General features: G+C 47.0%; 16 protein-coding genes and 1 pseudogene. 7 read left to right on the plus strand and 10 right to left on the minus strand.

Going from position 1 to position 18,853, the window contains the following annotated elements:
• From PGS25_RS13325 to PGS25_RS13350, 6 genes are all read right to left on the minus strand, one after another.
• Positions 1-512: Gfo/Idh/MocA family protein (locus PGS25_RS13325; RefSeq protein ID WP_270419047.1), on the minus strand; the 512-nt coding region annotated here is incomplete at its 3' end.
• Between the two features lie 2 nt (positions 513-514).
• A complete protein-coding gene (locus PGS25_RS13330; RefSeq protein WP_118762034.1) occupies positions 515-1,636 on the minus strand; it encodes a Gfo/Idh/MocA family protein in 1,122 nt (373 codons plus the stop codon).
• A 13-nt stretch (positions 1,637-1,649) separates the two neighbouring features.
• Positions 1,650-2,729, minus strand: a complete 1,080-nt coding sequence (locus PGS25_RS13335; protein WP_118762033.1) for a Gfo/Idh/MocA family protein — start codon at positions 2,727-2,729, stop codon at positions 1,650-1,652.
• Positions 2,730-2,868: 139 nt separating this feature from the next.
• The gene (locus PGS25_RS13340) at positions 2,869-3,882 is read right to left on the minus strand and encodes a sugar ABC transporter substrate-binding protein (RefSeq protein ID WP_118762032.1); all 1,014 of its coding nucleotides are present in this window, start codon (positions 3,880-3,882) and stop codon (positions 2,869-2,871) included.
• A gap of 62 nt (positions 3,883-3,944) precedes the next feature.
• A complete protein-coding gene (locus PGS25_RS13345) occupies positions 3,945-4,955 on the minus strand; it encodes a Gfo/Idh/MocA family oxidoreductase (RefSeq protein ID WP_118762031.1) in 1,011 nt (336 codons plus the stop codon).
• A 190-nt stretch (positions 4,956-5,145) separates the two neighbouring features.
• Positions 5,146-6,144 (minus strand): LacI family DNA-binding transcriptional regulator, encoded by a 999-nt coding sequence (locus tag PGS25_RS13350; protein WP_158580391.1) that lies wholly within the window; start codon positions 6,142-6,144, stop codon positions 5,146-5,148.
• Between the two features lie 699 nt (positions 6,145-6,843).
• On the opposite strand from PGS25_RS13350, the pseudogene PGS25_RS13355 reads away from it, so the two are divergent.
• Together PGS25_RS13355 and PGS25_RS13360 are read left to right on the plus strand one after the other, a co-directional pair.
• Positions 6,844-6,966, plus strand: a pseudogene (locus tag PGS25_RS13355) (IS3 family transposase); the annotation flags it as partial.
• A gap of 94 nt (positions 6,967-7,060) precedes the next feature.
• Positions 7,061-7,231 (plus strand): hypothetical protein, encoded by a 171-nt coding sequence (locus tag PGS25_RS13360; RefSeq protein WP_158580389.1) that lies wholly within the window; start codon positions 7,061-7,063, stop codon positions 7,229-7,231.
• A gap of 507 nt (positions 7,232-7,738) precedes the next feature.
• On the opposite strand, the gene PGS25_RS13365 is transcribed toward PGS25_RS13360, so the two are convergent.
• Positions 7,739-8,992, minus strand: a complete 1,254-nt coding sequence (locus PGS25_RS13365) for an ATP-binding protein (RefSeq protein ID WP_270419050.1) — start codon at positions 8,990-8,992, stop codon at positions 7,739-7,741.
• Between the two features lie 744 nt (positions 8,993-9,736).
• On the opposite strand from PGS25_RS13365, the gene PGS25_RS13370 reads away from it, so the two are divergent.
• The 4 genes from PGS25_RS13370 (at position 9,737) to PGS25_RS13385 (ending at position 11,885) form a co-directional block, all read left to right on the plus strand.
• The gene (locus PGS25_RS13370; RefSeq protein WP_270419051.1) at positions 9,737-10,330 is read left to right on the plus strand and encodes a type IV toxin-antitoxin system AbiEi family antitoxin domain-containing protein; all 594 of its coding nucleotides are present in this window, start codon (positions 9,737-9,739) and stop codon (positions 10,328-10,330) included.
• Positions 10,327-10,701 (plus strand): nucleotidyl transferase AbiEii/AbiGii toxin family protein, encoded by a 375-nt coding sequence (locus tag PGS25_RS13375; protein ID WP_270419052.1) that lies wholly within the window; start codon positions 10,327-10,329, stop codon positions 10,699-10,701. The genes PGS25_RS13370 and PGS25_RS13375 overlap by 4 nt, the downstream gene beginning before the upstream one ends.
• 29 nt (positions 10,702-10,730) lie before the next feature.
• Complete coding sequence (locus tag PGS25_RS13380) at positions 10,731-11,174, plus strand: nucleotidyl transferase AbiEii/AbiGii toxin family protein (protein ID WP_270419083.1); 444 nt, start codon at positions 10,731-10,733, stop codon at positions 11,172-11,174.
• A gap of 117 nt (positions 11,175-11,291) precedes the next feature.
• Positions 11,292-11,885, plus strand: a complete 594-nt coding sequence (locus PGS25_RS13385) for an AbiV family abortive infection protein (protein ID WP_270419054.1) — start codon at positions 11,292-11,294, stop codon at positions 11,883-11,885.
• A 270-nt stretch (positions 11,886-12,155) separates the two neighbouring features.
• On the opposite strand, the gene PGS25_RS13390 is transcribed toward PGS25_RS13385, so the two are convergent.
• The 3 genes from PGS25_RS13390 to PGS25_RS13400 form a co-directional block, all read right to left on the minus strand.
• Positions 12,156-12,722 (minus strand): super-infection exclusion protein B, encoded by a 567-nt coding sequence (locus PGS25_RS13390; protein WP_270419055.1) that lies wholly within the window; start codon positions 12,720-12,722, stop codon positions 12,156-12,158.
• A 391-nt stretch (positions 12,723-13,113) separates the two neighbouring features.
• The gene (locus PGS25_RS13395; protein WP_270419056.1) at positions 13,114-15,723 is read right to left on the minus strand and encodes a DEAD/DEAH box helicase; all 2,610 of its coding nucleotides are present in this window, start codon (positions 15,721-15,723) and stop codon (positions 13,114-13,116) included.
• Positions 15,724-15,735: 12 nt separating this feature from the next.
• Positions 15,736-17,313: a site-specific DNA-methyltransferase gene (locus tag PGS25_RS13400; protein WP_270419057.1), complete on the minus strand. Its 1,578-nt coding sequence runs from the start codon at positions 17,311-17,313 to the stop codon at positions 15,736-15,738.
• 339 nt (positions 17,314-17,652) lie between these two features.
• Between PGS25_RS13400 and PGS25_RS13405 the strand changes: the two genes are divergently transcribed.
• Entirely contained in the window at positions 17,653-18,822 is a 1,170-nt protein-coding gene (locus tag PGS25_RS13405; protein WP_270419058.1) for a DNA topoisomerase I, read from the plus strand.
• Positions 18,823-18,853 lie beyond the last annotated feature (31 nt).

Consider the following 18,853-nt stretch of genomic DNA (forward strand, 5'->3'; position numbering starts at 1 on the left):
ATCGGAATGGACGGGTCAAGCAGCATGTCCTGATCGTAGGTAGCGTGTACGCGCATGATCTTGCCCAGCTTGCCGGACTTAACCAGCTCTGCAACGTACTGGTTTGCCGGGTTCATGATGTTGGAGAAACCGCAGTAGTTGACTACGCCCTTTTCCTTAGCCAGATCAGCCAGCTCGCGGGACTGCTCCGCAGACAGCGACAGCGGCTTCTCGCAGAAAACATGCTTGCCGTGCTCGAGAGCAGCCTTTGCCATCTCGTAGTGCATGCAGTTCGGGGTTGCAACGTCAACCAGGTCGATTTCGGGATCGGTAACAACGTCCATCCAGTTGGTGGTGTAGCGGTTGTAGCCCATGTCCTTGGCGAACTTTGCTACTGCGTCCTCGCTGACGTCGCTTACCAGCTCAAATACCGGCATATCATCGCCGAAGATCATGCGTGCATTGTGGAATGCGGTGGTGTGTGCCTTGCCCATCCAGCCAGCGCCGATCAGACCGATTTTAATTTCTGCCATCTTCAATCCTCCATACAAATCCATATATTCCCTTTTAGATGACTTTCTACTACCTTATCGACAAAACTTATTGCTTCAATACCATCATCAGCATTAGGGAACAGACAATTTTCGGAGTTTCCCTGACGAATTGCTCGCGCAATATTACAGTACAGATTACCAAGTGCCTCCAAATATCCTTCCGGATGACCTGCGGGTGTACGGCATTCCTGTGCTGCGCTTTGAGGCAGCAGTGCAGAACCGCGTTTATAGATATGCTTGGTATCGTTTTCATCGATTAATACCAGTTCTTCGCAGTTTTCCTGCTCCCACTCTATGGTTCCCTTATCACCAAAAACACGAATTTTTAAAGCATTATCCATGCCCGTAGCTACAACAGATGCCCAATATACACCGGTTGCACCATTTTCATATTCACATAAAACAACGCCGTTATCATCTAATTGCCGGCCCTCAACCATTGTATCCAGCTTGCCAAGTAAGCGCTTAATTTTCAGACCAGTCATGGTATGTACCGCATTTTCGATATGGGTACCGATATCTGCCATACAGGCAGATTTACCGCTTTGCGTCGGGTCCAAGCGCCAGGCCTGTTTTCCGCCCGCGCCGGCTTTAGACAGCCAGCCTAATGGATATTCCGCCATAATCATGCGGATATTGCCGATTGCTCCGGCTGCAATCATTTCCTTGGCTGCACGCAAGGTCACATGTCCCGTATAAGAATAGGTTACTGCCAAAATCAAATTTTTAGCATCGGCCAACTGCTTTAACGCTACAGCCTGTTGCTTTTCAATGGTCAATGGTTTATCGCAAACTACATGGATTCCCGCATTCAGAAAAGCACGGCAAATCACATAGTGAGAGCTGTTCGGCGTGCATACAACGACAAAATCAATGCCGTTTTCGCGTGCAGCCTCTGCTTGAGCCATCGTCTCGTAATCTGCATAGACTCGTTCGGGTTCTACATATAACTGCTCAGCTAATTGTAAGCTTTTTTCACGCGTCTGAGAGAAACAGCCTGCAACTAATTCAGCCGTCCCGTCCAATGCAATAGCCCGGCGGTGCATTGCACCAATATAGGAACCAATGCCGCCACCGACCATTCCGTATATCAGTTTTTTCATCTGCAATCCCCCATCAATCAATGCTCTTTTGCGCTATTTCCTGTGCCAGCAGCAAATCTGCGCGCGCGTCTGCCAGAGGAGTCATCGGAGATGTTTTGTTGGTAATACAATTTGCAAATTCGATCAGTTCATTGCGGAAATTATCCGTGTACCAAGGTCCGAAAATCGTTTTTTTATTTTCCAGTCCGATTGTTTCTGTCATCTCTAATGTTACCGGCAGATTACGAATGTAGGGACTTTCAAATTTCAGCAGAAACTTTCGATTGCCTTGAAAGATCTCAATGGCCTCGTCGAAGGCAGCAACAGACTGGTCATTGACATATTCAAATACGCCCATAAAATTATCGTATTCCAACAGTGCAGCAATACGCTTTCCTTCATTCGTTGCAAAAGAACGTGCGACTCGCTTTGGCGAACCGACCAGATCACGCACAGCTGACAGAATATGGACACCGGAACAGTTTACATAAGTATAAGTATTCTGCAGTGCATCAGATGGATTTTCTCCTAATGCTTTTTTCATTTGCTCAGTTCGAAGTTGTTTACCTTCAGAAATCATTTCTGGTGAAATATCTTTCCCTCGGAAAATTCCTCGTGTTTGTTTCAAATAAAACGGTGCTTCGCATACCAGCGTACGACACCGCAGATACTCTACCGGGCGAGGATCTTCTGCTAATAACTGCTTCAGTTTACGAAATGGATCCGCATATCGGCGTACATAGCCAACCATTGCTGTCAAATCACGGTGTTTTTCTGCTACATCAATCATATCTTCCAAATCTTCCAAGCACAATGCTGCTGGCTTTTCCAGAAAAACATGCTTGCCATTCTGCAATGCAGTCTGCACCTGCTGTGCGTGATAAGCATCCGGACTGCATAAAATAACGGCATCAACCGTATCACTGCACAGCAACTCATCCGCATCATAAAAGCGATGCGGAATATGAAATGTTTCTGCAATATAATCAGTTGTCCCACGCGAAGCATCGGCTACAGCCGTTACTTCATAACGATCCCGGAGCTGCTCTAATGCTGGCATATGAAGTGCTTGTACAGCCTCGCCTAAACCAACTAAACCAATTTTAATTTTCATAACGCACCTCTTGCCACATGTGTAAAATTTATAGTCGGATATCTGTGCAGTATCAAACCAATACGACTATATTCATATAATGTGATAATGAAGTCCCTAAAAGGGACTTCATTATCAGAAAAGAGAGAGTTGTAAAACCTTATTTCAAATAACCCTTCAGCGTATCCAACTGCTTCTGTGCATTATCCTGGGTAATAACAGAACAACCGGTATCAATAAACTCGTCCAGCTTTTCTCCATTGATTGCTTTAACGCATGCTTCAACAGATTTATAACCCATACCATAGGGATCCTGTGCAACAGACATCGTTTCTACGCCCTCAATAATGCTTTCGCAAGCCGACTGAATGCCATCAAAACCACAGAAAACAGTATTCTTATATGCTGCGTTGCTTTGCGCGGTTCTTGCTGCTGCAATAGCCATATCGTCATTATTGCAAAGGATAATAGCGATACCTTCCGGATGCATCTGCATAATGCCTTCCATGGAGGTAACTGCCTTATCCGCCAGAGAATCCGCATACTGCGTTTCATTGCTCAGGAATGTGCCGCCTGCGTTTTCGACGCCTTCCTTAAAACCGTTTGTACGTTCAGCATGGGTGGGATCACCCTGTACACCTGCGATATTAATTGCCTTAATTTCTGTCCAACCGCGAGCCTTTGCTAATTCAACAGCTGCTTTAGCACCTTCGGCTGCTGCAGCTTCGTTACCAGTGCCCACAAAACTTAAACTTTCTGGTGCATCCAAACGGCTGTTTACCGATACAATTGGAAGTTTCGAGCCTGAAACGAGTGTTTTTGCGGTATCAGCTTGCAATGCAGAAATGACCATACCATCGTAATCGCCTGATGTCAGCGTGGTTTCAATCATATTCTGCTGCTCATCATACGATGTTTCAGACGGAGGACCCTGCACATTGACCTCTATACCATGTTCCTGACCGTATGCTTTAGCACCAGCCGAAACATATCCCCAATATTCCGAAGACAGCGTGTTTAAAATAACACTAATCTTCAGATTATCGCTCTTAGAAGTGCTGCTATCCGCCTGACTGTTTTCCGCTGGTGTAGATGCGTTTCCGCAGCCAGTCAAAGCACCTGCGAGAAGTCCACCTGCCAAAGTGACTGCCAGTAAACGTTTCGTTAATTTCATAATACTCGTCCTTTCTCATTTCTCTTTATCTTCTTGTCCGCATCTGCGGAGAATAACTGATATTATATAAGGTAAAATTCCGGTGTTTCTTCAATATGCACTGCTTCCCATTTACCGGTTTCTCGAGATTTCAGGCAGGCTTCTGCTACTGCGATCGCAGCGTAACCGTCCCATGCAGTCGGTCCATCTACGATGCCAGCCTTCGTGTTGTTGACCCAGCTTTGGAATTCAATATTATATGCATCAATAAAGCGATATCGCCAATCCTCCAAAATATCAAAACTGCACTTTGCTTTTTGACGAACAATTACCTGTGCGGGATCCGGCAGACGGATAGTTCCCTCTTCGCCGACTACTTCGCACTGAATATCATATCCATATTGACAATGCAGAAAAGTTTCTACATCGATAATGATACCGGTTTTCGTCTGAAATACGATGATCTGCGGATCTTTTTGCCCGTTTTTCACATACTTAGATACACGTGGCTGAACAATTTTTGCGGCTACGATATCATCATTTAACAGCCAGCGCATAACATCAATCTCATGAATCGCAGTACCCGTTACGTTAACTTTCGTTTCATACTGCGAATTTGAAGTTGCATTGCGATGGACACAATGTGCCATCAATGGCGCTCCCATGCTGCCGGAATCCAGTCGAGCCTTCATTGCGCGATAATCGGTATCAAATCGCCGCATAAAACCGACTTGAACCAAATGTTTTCCGCTTTCCATTTCCTGCTTAACAATATTTCGGCAACTATCTGCGGTTTCTGCTAAAGGCTTTTCACAGAAAACAAATTTACCTGCTTCAATCGCAGCCAGTACATATTTTTCATGTGTCGGATCCCACGAGCAAACTACAACAGCCTGCACCTCAGGATCACGAATCAAATCCTCGCCCTGTGCATAGCACTTGGCCCCGTACTGTGCTGCAACACTTTGTGCAGTCTCCTGATTGATATCGGATACTGCAACAACGCGTGCGCCCGTAACGTGATTGGTCAATCTTTCGATATGTGTCCGACCGATTGCTCCGGTTCCAATCACACCAACTTGAAGTACTGTCATGTGATATTCCTCCGATCTATTTGTAATTTACTTATCTTTAACTTATGTATTTAGTATAATAGCTAAACAAGCTAAACACAATCGTTCAATTGAACAATAGTTTTAAATTATTTTCGTTTAATCATCCAATGTTGTAATCTGCTTTCAGAATAAGAAAATGGAGATGCACCATATATGATGCATCTCCATTTTATGCTCTTTTTCTACAGGTAGATTCTCGCTGCACTAAAAATGGCTCGATGTAACTATGCACTATAGCCCGCGACGGATCTGCAAGAATCTGCTGCAAACGATCTATCGCCATTCGTCCTAATTCGCGTGCATTAACATCAATTACGGTCAAGGTCGGAGAAGAGAATAGCGCAATCCGGGTATTATCAATTCCTATTACAGATATGTCTTCCGGAACAGAAATTCCTAATTGGAGTAAATTTTGAATGCATTTTGCTGCAATTACATCGCTTTCACAAAAAATTGCACTTGGATGCAAGGATGAATCTGTAAACGCTGGTATGATTACTCGCTCTACATTTTCTGATGTACTATTAATGTCAAATACGAAGTTGTCCATAATATTCAAGCCCAATCGTTCGGCAGCTGCTTTAAAAAAAATAAAGCGTTGTTTAAGATCGCTACGAGTTGGCACACACCGTAAATAGCCAATATCAACATGGCCGAGTTTATGCAAATGTTCTGCTGCCATATTAGCAATTAACCGCTGATCAATATTAACCGTATTTATAGAGCGATCAGAAAAGCAGCCATCCAAATATACCTTGGGCAGCGGAATACGCATGGTATACTGTAAGCATTTTTCTTGCATATCGCTTGCAAAAAAAATGATTCCACACAGGTTTTCCAAATCCAATGCTGCAATTTTTTGTTCATATGTATCATTGGTGATATTCACCAATGATACGGTATAGCCGGCACGGTTCGCATATTCCTCAATGGCGTCCAATACAAGAATGGAAAACTCATCATTCTGATGAGAAGCACGGCATTTAATAATACAAATCTGCTGAGAAAGTATTTTTTTTTCAGGAAAACGCAATTGATATCCATTTTCCCGCAGGGCATTTTGTATGAGCTGTCGCCGTTTTTCTCCTACGCCAGGCTTATTATTTAACACAAGCGATACTGCTGCCGGTGATACACCCAATTTTTCTGCAATTTCTCGAATTGTCACAGCTCCCCCTCCTCCATCCACTTATATGATTTTATTATAACATGTTTGCAGGTTTTTGTTAAGTAAACTTTACTTATAATTTTTTAAAATTCTACTCAACACGCAAAGGCTCAAAGCATGGTTAACTACAGTAGGAAATCTCGCTACATCTGTCAGCCTTGCCCGAGTATTATACAAAAACCGCAAGATAACTTCTCAAAAATGCCCTCTTTCGGTTTTACGCTATTTATAAAACCGTTCGCCATTTTGCATACCTCATCAGCAGCGGTACAGCTCCCGCATAGCCTCCATGAACCGATCCATAGTATGGGCGCATCAGAACACCATGAAATATATGTTGTCTTCAGTATAGCATTCGACCAGATATCACGCAACGTTTCCAAGTGAATATCTGACAGAAATTCAAAAAACGCTTCTGCAGAAGCAAAAAAAACAAACGCTGAATGGGCATTCCCTATCTGCTACAGTTCCATCTTTTCGAAAAAGTTATAAAGTTAAAACGTTTCTGAACAGCACCCCATTTGTTAGACAGTATGATATACTATCTAACAGATGGGGTGATTTATTATATCAAGAGGAAAACCGAACAAACGGTACACGCCGGAGTTTAAGAAGCTGGTAGTCGAAACGATGCTCAATGAGAAATTGAGCTACAGTGAAACCGGACGGAGATTTGAAGTGAACAGCCACGGCAGGATTATGGAGCACTTCAAGCAGGAACTCATTGATTATCTGGACTATTACAACAATCGCAGAATCAAGGCAAAATTGAAGGGCTTGCCGCCTGCGGTTCACAGACAACAAGCCCTTTCGGCAGCTTGAATAATTTTTACTTTGAAAGATTGTATAACTTTTGGGGGGCAGTTCAAGGAACGATCTTGCTTTTCATCCTTTGCCGCTGCGCCGAACACCGAATATGATACTGAAACAGCTGTGCCTGCATCTGGGGTGTGAGTATGTGTCCGATCTGCCTTTTCTGGACGGAGAGAAACACGAGCAGCTGAAGTTGTTGCTGGCGCAAATGCCGCATAAGGATACTACCGAACAGGAATGGGACGAGGTCTATTCGTATCTGAAAGAGCGGTAGAAACGTAGACAGACCTAGTATACACATACACAACATTCTTGAATAACGTTCAAAAAAGCGTAAAATACACATAGATACAGCGCCGCTACCATTTTGGTAAGCTTCCGCAGATAGAAACACGACAGTCCGGCTTGCTTGTCCGTCTCGGCAGCAGCGCGGTGATTTGCAGTGAATGGTCACCACAGAAAGCCCTTTCGGCAGCTTTTTACGCGGTTTTATCCGATTATTAAGCCAAATGATAATAAAATCGTAGTTTTATTTTGCCCTCTCACATAGACGGTACTACCGCCTTTGTGGGAGGGCATTTTTTACCGCATGATTTGCGTCTTTTAGGTTTCAAAATATGGATCCCAAAATCGAGGGCAGGGTTCAAAATTCAATATATATGCCCAATGTCCGCCTTCGCGGTATCGCTCATTTCATCAATCATGCGGTGAGGGACCACAAAAACAAAAGGTGCCGCAAGGCAGGAAAGAGCAGCGCCTTTTTTTGATACATCGGATTTTCTTAAAACTCCAGACTGTCCGCGTTCAGCAGAAAATACTTCATGCCCATGATAACGAAGCCTTCATCGTTGCGCCACGGTTTGCGGACGCCGTTTACGATGACGATTTTCTTGAACGAGTCCGGGATGTGGCGGAGCGAGTTGAACTCCTGCGCCTGCTTCTCCTCCGAGGTGAGGTCGTAGGCGACCTGGATATAATATCGCTGACTCGCCTGATTGACGACGAAATCGACTTCGAGCTGCTTACGCAGGCGTTTGCCGCTGCTATCCTTGCCGAACGCCTCAACGATGCCCACATCGACATGATACCCGCGAATGCACAGCTCGTTATAAACGATGTTCTCCATGATGTGAGTCGGCTCCTGCTGACGGAAATTCAGCCGGGCGTTGCGCAGACCGAGGTCGGTGAAGTAATATTTGAGATTGGCACCGATATACTTGCGCCCTTTAATGTCATAGCGCTGCGCCTTCTCGATCAGAAAAGCATCTGCCAGAAAATCAATGTGCTGTGAAATGGTCTTGTTGGTGTAGCTCATCTGGCGCTCGCTTGCAAAGGTGTTTGCAATTTTAGACGGGTTGGTCGGCGCGCCGATCGCAGATGCCAGAACGTCAACCAGAATGTTGATCTCCGCATCGTTCTGAATGCGGTTGCGCTCGATTACATCCTTCAGATAGACGTTAGCAAAGATGTTTTTCAGATAGTCTGCCTTCTGTCGCTCGCTTTGAAAATTCACCACCTGCGGCAGACCGCCGTAGAGCATATATTCGTCCCAGGCATCGTCAAAGTCGCCGTCCCAGACCGAATAGAACTCTGCAAACGACAGCGGATGAATGCGTATCTCGTCACCGCGGCCGCGAAATTCGGTCACGATGTCGCTGGAAAGAAACTTGGAGTTGCTGCCGGTCACATAGACGTCGATATTGCTCATGCGCAGCAAGCTGTTCAGAACTTCCTCAAACCGGGGCATGAACTGCACTTCATCGAGCAGAAGATAATACGGCCCGTCGCCGCGCATGGCATCCGTGATATAGCGGAAGCATACCTTGGGGTCGCGCAGCTCCTCGTTCTCAATGCCGTCCAAAGCGATCTCGATAATATGATCCTCCGGAACGCCGCTTTCAAGTAGATACCGCTTGAATATGGTGAACAGCAGATAGGATTTTCCGCAGCGCCGTATGCCGGTGACGATCTTGATCATGCCGTTGTCCCTGCGCTCGATCAGTTGGTTCAGATATGCCTCTCGCCGGATCTCCATGCGATCACTCCTATTTTTTGTGCCATGCACGTTTTTTAGTAATATCATTGTAGCATATCAGCTTTGACCGCGCAATCGGTGCAGTCCTATTTTCTGCGGCACAGAACAGATTTATGTATCGGGAAAGCAGCGGGAAATCATACACATACACAATACACATACACAATGTGTATACTGAAACACTCCCGTTCGTGCGAAGTCAAGGGGATGGCGGAAGTGCGCGATGTGGAGACCAGGCAGGAGACGCCTTCCGGAATTATCGGTGCATACGAACGCGATATGGCAATCGAAGGTTATTCGAGTGTGACGTCATCCTATTAAACGCCTGAACGGATACGAGATCGGAGTGATACCTAAAACTCAAAGGTTTTGAGACAGACTCGCATCATATCTAGCAATTACACGCAGATATTTTTATACCGCCTCCATTAGCCAGCCGTCAGGTTTTCAACCTTGATGCCGTTGTAATTCCCGAGCGTGAGCCGGTCGTTGGTCTGCATGATCTTTTCGCAGTTGTCCCGATTCCCGATCAACAGCCGCAGTTCGCGTTCGAACCACTATATGTATTGTGTATTATCTCTACACAAATTTTATATTGATACTATATTCTAATTTGTCTATGCGCTTTGCTTGACGATAATACATTATTTTGTTATAAAGTAATGTGTGAATGTCAATCAGCTGTTGACTAATACACATTATTTCTATATAATATAATGTGTGAATGTTGAGCGAGGTGATAGCATGAACAACATAGATAGAGTAGAGAAACTGGTTCGATCTTCTCCTAACGGTATCATCACAACTGCACAGCTGACGAACGCCGGTCTGCATCGAGGCTATCTGCATGATTTCGTCGAGCGCGGAGAACTATACCGTTTTGGGCGAGGTCTGTATGTGCAGAGTAACGCATGGGAAGATGATTTTTACCTTTTGCAGCAAAAGTACGGCCGCGGTATCTATTCGCATGATACTGCTCTTTATCTGCTGGGGTATTCCGACCGCACCCCGGCTCGGTATACGATGACCTTTCCAAAGGGCTACAACGCACCGTCCCTGAAACAAGAAGATTTGATCGTTAAGCGTGTTATTCCAGAAAATTATAACTTCGGCATTATCAAAATCCAATCCCCCTCCGGCAATCCGATTTGTGTTTATGATTTGGAACGGACGCTGTGCGACACCCTGCGCGGCAGCGGAAGCGATATTCAGATTGTAGGAGCTGCTATGAAACGCTATGCCGCATCCAAAGACAAGGATATTCACAAACTGATGCAGTACGCAGAACAGCTTCGCGTAAAGCCCAAAGTTCTGCGCTACATGGAGATTTTACTATGATTACAAAAAATCCAATGCAGTTAAAAGCCTATATTAAAAAGAAAGCCGCTGAGAAACACATTTCCGCGCAGCTTGTAATGCAGAATTATATGCTGGAAAGACTGCTGGAACGTATTTCCCTTTCACCGTATAAGCATAACTTCATCATTAAAGGCGGCTTTCTTGTGTCGGCCATCGTTGGTCTGGATACGCGCGCTACTATGGATTTGGACACGACCATCAAAGGCTTTACGCTGACCCATGAGGCGATTCTGTCCATTTTCAAAGACGTGTGCGCGGTGCAGATTGACGATGATGCACAGTTTGAAATTGTGGGGGTTGCGGACATCCGTGAAACGGACGCGATTACCCCGGTATCCGAGTATCCCTGAAAGCTAACTACCCACCAATCAGCGTCCCTCTGACAGTAGATGTCACAACGGGTGATAAAATAACGCCTCGCGAGATCGAGTATACCTTTTCAACGCTGTTCGATGACCGCACATTCAGCGTTTTAGCCTATAATCTTGAAACTGTGCTGGCTGAAAAACTGGAGACTGTGCTGTCTCGCAATATTGCAAACACTCGCCCGAGAGATTATTATGACATCTATATTCTGTACACACTGCGCGGAGACGAGTGCGACAAGGCTCTGCTGCGGCAGGCGCTGGAACGGACAGCAGAAAAGCGCGGCAGCAGCAAGATCTTAACACAGTACCCGGAAATCATGCAGGAAATCCGGGAGAGTGATACACTGCGCAGGCAATGGAACAAGTATAGCCGCGAATATGACTATGCAAAGGAAATTTCGTTTGACGATACCTGCGATGCAATCCGGAAAATCATGGACGAAATCATCAAATGAGGTAAAATAGAGTCTGATAATTTGATGGCTGCCATATCGCGTAGATATCATCATCACAAAAAGGCTTCCAATGTTCTAATATTTTTATAACTGATTACTTTTTGAGGAGAAAGCAGCATGATTGCCCCGTCGAAATCAATATTAGAAGTAGCCAAAGTTCTAAACAGTGAAAGTAATTTTTTCATCAAAACCGCAGACGATCTTAACATTGGCATTGACCATTTATTCCGACTTATCAAAGATTCCTATATTCTGTATCAAAACAAATCTTTTGCATCGTCAGTGTTTCTATCAATTGCAGTTATTGAAGAAGTTGCTAAAATTCATATGGCCCTGTTTGTAAAAGGTACAAATACATATGTGAAAAAGGAAAAACTAAGAGATCATAAATCAAAAGAGATGATAGGTGTAAACTATACAGTCTGTATGGGAACTCGCATCAAAGAAGCTCTTGGTGATGAAATGCTTGAAAAAATATATAATCTTGCATACTCAGGAGAATTAAAAGAACTGCGCGAAAAATCGATATACTGCGAACGTTGTGATGGCGCTGTTGTAACGCCATACGATATTATCACACAAGAATTTTCAAAAAGTATTTTACTGTTTGCCATCGATTCTTTTGACGATAACCTTGTTGGATTAACAACGCATTCTATGGATGTTTCAATAAAAACAGATGCTTTATTTGAGAGCTTGGCTAGTTCATAAAAATAACAAAATGCCAGACACAGCAGCCACAAAGTCGCTGTGTCTGGCATTTTCATCCCGACAGAAGTGCTACTCCTGCTTAAGATAATATGTCATGACCAGATTAACGGTATTTCCCATCGGTAAAAGCAAATTTTTACTCATTCAAGTCAGCATCAGTCATACACTTCTCATCAGAAGACTCATGTACACGATAATCTGCATCAGTATCTTTTTACAGCCGCTTATTTGGGAAATTCGGTATTAGTGATCAATATTTCTCCGTATCTTTCAATAATTCAAAAAGTTATACTCCCCATATATCTCTGCGTCTGTAATATCCGGAAATCCGGCAAGATACTCTGGATGCCTGTCCAGATATGCCACTACCCAAGGCTGGAGAAACCAATCAAATAGTATGCCTTGTCCGCTCGTCGATGGACGACTGATAATTGATAGGCCATACATCAGCTCTGCTGTTGCGCTATCAACCGGCAATCTCAGGGAATGGCTTTCGGAATTGTACATTCTGCAGACAATCCCTTTTCCGATTATGCTCAGCGAGTCCAATCTCTTTTTCGCATCCTTGCCGGTATACTGCAATCTCTTCTTTACCCATTTAATACTCTTATCAACGACATCGATAAGCAAAATTACAGCTGCACCAAGAAATATCAATCCCAGCAATGGTTGTGATTTTACACGTAATTGTCCAAGTCCTAGCCTGTCGATGAGTGATACAGGTGTAAACAACAAAATTCCAGTCATCACCAGAACAAATATATCGATCCGGAGGCCGGAATGTGTTTTTATTAGATCTAAAAAATATTTAATGATTTCTTTAACTGTAGGATTCATGTTTGTGCTGCATCCTTTCCAATAATCGCATATTATTATAGCATATTATGTAAACAATTGTAGTACTTATTTGCCTAGAGATTGGCCGATTTCTGAGCAACAGTACTATCGTAACGCGAAAAGATAACGCTTTGAAATAATGCGTAGCCGCCTTTCTGTTTTGTGGTGCACGTTACCTCCGAATTGACTACGGTAATTTCTACTCATGCAGCGGCATTTGCTGTTTGGTTGTCTTCATCGCCATAGCTTCCAGTTGCATATACTATTATGTAAAGAGAATTGTATAACAAAAACCGCAGGATGACTTCTCAAAGAATGCCATCCTGCGGTTTTACTCTATTTACAGAACAATTTTCTGTTTTATATACGCCATAAGCACAACCTTGCAGCGTTACAGCTCCCGCATGACCTCCAGGAACCGATCCATGGTATACGCACCGTCGGCGTTAAGCTCACGGTTTTTGAACACCATGAAATAGCGGTAATTCTCGCCGCTGTGTGCGTCCCACTGACGGCCGAGCTCGAGCTTTTCCCGGCTGTTGCTGTTATCCCGGTCACCGCCCTTGTATTCCAGCAGTACCAGCCTGCCGGCGTTCGTCATCACCAGGAAGTCCGGATAATGGTTGATATATCCGTTCAGCCGGAAACCCTTGTTTTCAATAATGCGGTGCCACCACTTAACGTTATCCAGCGCCACGACTGCATCGATAAAATCGTGTTCTTCAGAATTCATGTCGTCTGCTTCCGCCTCGTACAGCGACTTGGGGATCACATCCGTAGCCTTGGACGGCGTGATAACCGGCGGCAGCGTATAGGATTCCCGGCACACGATCTTTCCTGCATCCAGCCACTGCTTGAACTTCTTTTCCCGATAAACCGACTCGAGAGCCTCAATTTTGTCCTTGATCTTGCGCGCATAGGTCGGGATTGCGGTCTCCATCGCAGTAAGCTCGTCCTCAGTCATGCCGCCGACAATGCGATGCACATAGTCCCTGATCTCCGCCGCCTGATAGCGGTTATTCTGATTAAGCTGGTCGCAGAGCATTCGCGTGCAGCTCTCGATCTTCTGCTCCGGCAGAAGCTGTGCCAGACGGCTGCGGATAAACTCGCTCAGCTCACTGGAAGCGCGCTTGTACTTCGGAACGGCTTCGCCGCTTTCCGATACGTCCACGCGGTACATCTCACCGCTTGCGAGTTCAAAGCTGATCTGTGCATCCTGACCGGCGAGAGAAAATCCTTCGGAGAGATTTTCCTTTTCCAGCGGCACATATTCCCCGCCGAACAGGTCTGGAACCGACTTCAAACAGAACTGCGGAATCCGCAGTCCGGAAACCTCCCCGGCCAGATAGGGCTGTATTGCGTACTGTTTCAGCATATCTCCCAGTTCACCTCCGATAAATCCATCATCCGGCTGCTCGGCCTGCGCTGTGTAGGCGGCGGCCTGCTGTGCGGCCCGCTTCACCATATCCGTTACAGCCGGAGCCGCTGCCGTCGCGGCGTTCTCCAGTGCGGCCTTGACTTCGCCGATATTGACATCGTCAAAGGTATCGTTTTCGGGTTCCTTCGACTGCGGTTCCATCTCCATCTGCGGCGCTTCCGGCTGTTCCGGTTCCTGTACCGGGATAATGTCCTCGCCGAGCCGGTAATCCCGGCGGCTGAAACCGGCCTTGTTCAGACCTGTCACGATATTTTTAAGCGTATCGCGGAAATCCCGAGAATTTGTCAGCACATAGGACGTATTCAGCAGCGGCGAAGCGTGCTGCACCGCGTAAGGCTGGCGCAGGATACGACCGAGTATCTGCTCAACGTCCACTGTTGAAGTCCGGTTCGCGAGCGACGCGAGAATATACGCAAACGGGCAGTCCCAGCCCTCTTTCAGCGCGTTGACCGTGATGATATAGCGAATTTGACAGTCGCGGCTCATCAAGTCCTGTCCCCTGAGGTCATCGACACCGGACGTTTTCACCGCGATCTGATTTTCCGGGATACCCATGCCGGTCAGCATGGTTTTGATCTTGTCGAACGTGTCGCTGCTGTCGCCGGTGCGCGGCTGTGCCTGAAACAGCACGATCGGACGGATGTATCTTCCGCCTGCCTGCTCTGCGGCAATGGCGTCCTGCTCAATACTGCCGCGCAGCTGAATGGCGTCCTGAATGACGCTCTGGCGGGTGGTACGGTTGTACACAACGACCGGCAGCTTGACCATGCGCTCTTTTTTCAGCTCACGCGCATCGACATAACAAATAATATTGCTGTTTTTGCGCGGTGTCGCGGTCAGATCGAGCACGAACGACGGATTGAGGTTGTTCAGCATTTCGGTGCTGAGGTCAGAACCGGCGTTGTGGCTTTCGTCCACGACAACGACCGGCTCCAGATGGCGGAGCACCTGAATGAGCGCGGTATCCGGCGTATCGGCCAGAAGAACATCAGTATCCCTGAAATAATCAGCAAAGCGGAACAGATTGCCGTTTTCCTGATACACCTTGCGGACGTCCTTCTTTTTGCTGTTAATACGCAGCGAGCCGTAGCTCATCACGCAGACGGTCAGCATTTCCCGAACCGTATCCGGCGAAAAGTTCTGACCGGTCAGCAGCATTTCCTTCGTATAAATGCCGACGCGGCCGCCGAAATCCTGATCGAGCTTCTGGCGGTACGGGTGATCGACATTGGACAGGTTGCGGATAGTCTGTGTCAGAATAGAGTCGCTCGGCACGAGCCAGACGACAACCTGCGGCCTGCCTGCCGGAAGTCCGTCGAAAATGCGCTTGACGGATGCACAGCCCATAAAGGTCTTTCCGCCGCCGGTGGGCACCTTCATGCAGACGTGCGGCACCTTTTCGATGGAGTTGTTATAGAGCGGCACGCCGCCCAGACCGACCGCAACGTCCTTTTCCGCCCAGTATTCGCGCCATGCGGCGAACAGATTAGGCGTGCGGTCCACACAGGCCAGATAGGCGCCGAGGTCGCGCATAACCTGCTTCTGATAGCTGTTCAGTTCCATCTTCCGGCCTCCTTACAGTCTGGTAATGTCGCGCGGGATTTTCTTGAATGTAATGTGGTATTTCTCCAGTTCCGCCTCACTGAGCGTGCAGAGGTCGGCATACATCACATAAGAAGCCGCTCTGGTCTTGACCGTGTGCAGCAGTTCGCGGTTCAGCGTAACGGCGCGGTCCTTTTCATAGCAGAAATAGTAGGCGCTGCTGACATGGAGACCCATAAAATACGGCTCGTCCGGGTGCGGCGCGGGCAGGCGGTTTTTCGTGTCGGTGAAGTAAACGTATTCGCGGATTTTCTCGATACCGACGTTCTCGTTGAGCACATCGCCGCACATGAGCGGCTCACCGAGTTCATAGTAGCTGAAGCTGCCGCCCGTGCCCTCGACGGCCTTTTTGCCCTCGCCGTAGCCGTCAATCACGCGCTTGACGCGCTCAGCGGTGATGGTGTCGGCGTAATCGCCCATTTCCACAAGGATGAATCTGCGGTTTCCGCCGTCCGCCTTGTTCATGTTCAGCACCGCGTGCGCCGTCGTGCCCGAACCGGCAAAGGAGTCGAGAATGATGGAGTCCGGGTTAGATGCTAGCTTGAAAATTCGTCGTAATAATCGAGTCGGTTTAGGATAATCAAAAACAGCTTTTCCTAAAACAGTTGCCGTTTCCTGTGTTGCCTCTTGGGTATGTCCCACTTCTGCATTTGTCCACCAAGTCCAAATACCTTTACCCTCGCGTTCGTAAAGATAAGTCTTTTTTCGAGGCACACCACAACCATCCGCACCAAACCAAAGCCGCCCATCTGCTAATAATTCTTTGTAAACACTTCCAAGGTGTCGCCAGCACCTACCCTCCGGAGGTGTCATTTTTAATCCACTTGGTGTAGTAATTTCATACATCTGGTTTGGACGCCATCCCTGCGCTGTAAAATCAGAGGAAACCCATGGTCCATGTGGATCGTTATCTGGGTTTTTGAATTTCTCCGCATCTTTCCCCTCGATTTCCAAAAGATTGAAACAATCATTCTGTGAATTTTTGGCGTATACAAGAATGTATTCATGTCCATTACTCAATTTCTGACGAGCATCGGGAGAAGTACGCTTTTGCCAAACTAGTGTTTCTACAAAATTATTGGTACCGAAAATCTCATCGCAGATTAACCGCAAATTAGACTGTTCATTATCATCAATGCTAATAAATATCGCGCCGTCCTCGGCCAGCAGTCTTTGCAGCAGTTTCAGCCGCGGATACATCATGCACAGCCACTTGTCATGGCGGCTTAAATCCTCGCCCTCTTTGCCGACTGTCTTGTGCAGCCAATCCCTCATGCGCGGGTCGTTTACGTTGTCGTTATACACCCAGCCCTCGTTGCCGGTATTGTACGGCGGGTCGATGTAGATGCACTTCACCCGTCCCTCGTACTGCGGCAGCAGAGCTTTCAGCGCTTCCAGATTGTCGCCGTGGATCACCATGTTTTCGCTGGCGTTGTCCGCCTCGTGCCGGCCGTCCGCATCATAGCTGTACTGCCGCTCCAGCACCCGGTACGGAACCTCCAGATGATGGTTGACTACTTTATCTTTTCCGATCCATTCCAGTGTCGGCATTTGTCCTTCTCCCCTGACTTCGGTGTATGTCCCATTATAAAAATAAGCTCCCCTCTATTTTAACAGCAAATTGAGGGGAGCACAACCGCCGGAGGCAGAATAAACACGGCGGCCGCTCCCCTCTTCTGCGGTTATACGCCATATGTTATGGATAACCGCGGTTGACACGCCCTGTTTTCTATGCTCTAATAGGAGCATCAAAGAACGAATACCGGCTGCAAAAAGGGAACCGAAAGTCGTCCTGTGCAGGCGCAGCTGCGTAAAGCCGATAAGGAGAACGCCAAGCTCTCCGCGATGATCGAACAACTGAAAAAATAAAACCAGAAAGGGTGCGTCGATATGATCCAGCGCGCAGTCTGTCTTTGTGACGGAAAGTACATCGGTATCGAAAGCATTTACACGGTAATCAACGGAAAGCAGATCAATATCCCTGAAAAACTGGAGGCGCTTCGGGCGAAAAGCAGAAACGGCGAGTTGTTCTGCCCATGCGGCTGCGGTGCGAACCTCATTCTCATCGCCGGTGACAGGAACCTGCGTGCGCAGCATTTCCGTCTGAAAACCGGCAGCGGCAGGTATAAATGTACCGCCGAAACAGAAGGCATCATCTCGATCTATTCCAGAATCGTGCTGAAATGCTGGCTCGATGAAAAGCTCGCCTCCGGTGATGTGGAAACGCGCGTACCGATTTGTCAACTCGGCGACAGCAAACGCAGATACGAGTTCTCTTTTCTGTCGCGCACACGCAAGATTGCTGTCAGCTATACCGCAAATCGCACAAACCTTTCTGACGAAAAATTCGATATTCTTCGTACAAACAGCAGCGGCATTCAGCTTCTTTACTTCACAGATGCCGCGAATACAGGCACTCACGGCCAGTATCCCGAGTATCTCCAGAAAATCCAGAAACGCAAGGGCTATTGTCTGCTGCTCGATGTGAACAGTCCGTCTTATGAACAGGCCAGGCTGTATGCGGTTTTTTACGCTCAGGACTGTGATGGTCTGTGGCAGGAAGTCCGTTTTGCCGCCGGTCTGCTTGCTGATTTCGGAATTACCGAAGGCGGACAGCTCCTCTATAAGAATGTCCCCCTTCCCGTTTTGCTCTCCGAAAAGAAAGACGCTTTCAGCGAACAGCTAAAGCGCGAACAGGCGCGGCGTGAAGCTGCGCGCAGGCAGTATGAGGAGCAGCTGAAGCAGCTCGAACACGAGCGCCGCACAAGGCAGGCATTGCAGAAAAAGCTGGCAATAGAAAAGCTAGTGCGTGAGAAGGAAGCGGCTGCCCTCCGCGCCCGTCAAAAGCGTCAGGACGAGCTGTCAGCCAAAGACCTCTCTGCCCTGCTCGATCGGTCCCAGACAGAAGTCATCGACTCGAACGGCGTCCAATGGCTGAAATGTCATTACTGCGGTGCTGTCGGAAACGCAAACACCTTTTTCTCGCGCGGTCATGGAGCGTTCATCAACCATGGTATCTGCCGGGACTGCTGGGGACGTGGACATAAATATATTCGCTGAAACTACAGCTCTCTGAATTACACATAAACAT

The organism is Butyricicoccus sp. AM78-15b2TA, from assembly GCF_027665985.1.
In the GTDB taxonomy this organism is placed as follows: Bacteria; Bacillota; Clostridia; order Oscillospirales; family Butyricicoccaceae; genus Agathobaculum; species Agathobaculum butyriciproducens.

Bases quoted from the DNA above. Each gene is read 5' to 3' on its own strand.
- PGS25_RS13375 (WP_270419052.1), top strand. From the start codon at position 10,327: ATGATTACAAAAAATCCAATGCAGTTAAAAGCCTATATTAAAAAGAAA.
- PGS25_RS13365 (WP_270419050.1), bottom strand. From the start codon at position 8,992: ATGGAGATCCGGCGAGAGGCATATCTGAACCAACTGATCGAGCGCAGG.
- PGS25_RS13330 (WP_118762034.1), bottom strand. From the start codon at position 1,636: ATGAAAAAACTGATATACGGAATGGTCGGTGGCGGCATTGGTTCCTAT.
- PGS25_RS13335 (WP_118762033.1), bottom strand. From the start codon at position 2,729: ATGAAAATTAAAATTGGTTTAGTTGGTTTAGGCGAGGCTGTACAAGCA.
- PGS25_RS13400 (WP_270419057.1), bottom strand. From the start codon at position 17,313: ATGCCGACACTGGAATGGATCGGAAAAGATAAAGTAGTCAACCATCAT.
- PGS25_RS13345 (WP_118762031.1), bottom strand. From the start codon at position 4,955: ATGACAGTACTTCAAGTTGGTGTGATTGGAACCGGAGCAATCGGTCGG.
- PGS25_RS13340 (WP_118762032.1), bottom strand. From the start codon at position 3,882: ATGAAATTAACGAAACGTTTACTGGCAGTCACTTTGGCAGGTGGACTT.
- PGS25_RS13395 (WP_270419056.1), bottom strand. From the start codon at position 15,723: ATGGAACTGAACAGCTATCAGAAGCAGGTTATGCGCGACCTCGGCGCC.
- PGS25_RS13405 (WP_270419058.1), top strand. From the start codon at position 17,653: ATGATCCAGCGCGCAGTCTGTCTTTGTGACGGAAAGTACATCGGTATC.
- PGS25_RS13385 (WP_270419054.1), top strand. From the start codon at position 11,292: ATGATTGCCCCGTCGAAATCAATATTAGAAGTAGCCAAAGTTCTAAAC.
- PGS25_RS13360 (WP_158580389.1), top strand. From the start codon at position 7,061: ATGATACTGAAACAGCTGTGCCTGCATCTGGGGTGTGAGTATGTGTCC.
- PGS25_RS13370 (WP_270419051.1), top strand. From the start codon at position 9,737: ATGAACAACATAGATAGAGTAGAGAAACTGGTTCGATCTTCTCCTAAC.
- PGS25_RS13390 (WP_270419055.1), bottom strand. From the start codon at position 12,722: ATGAATCCTACAGTTAAAGAAATCATTAAATATTTTTTAGATCTAATA.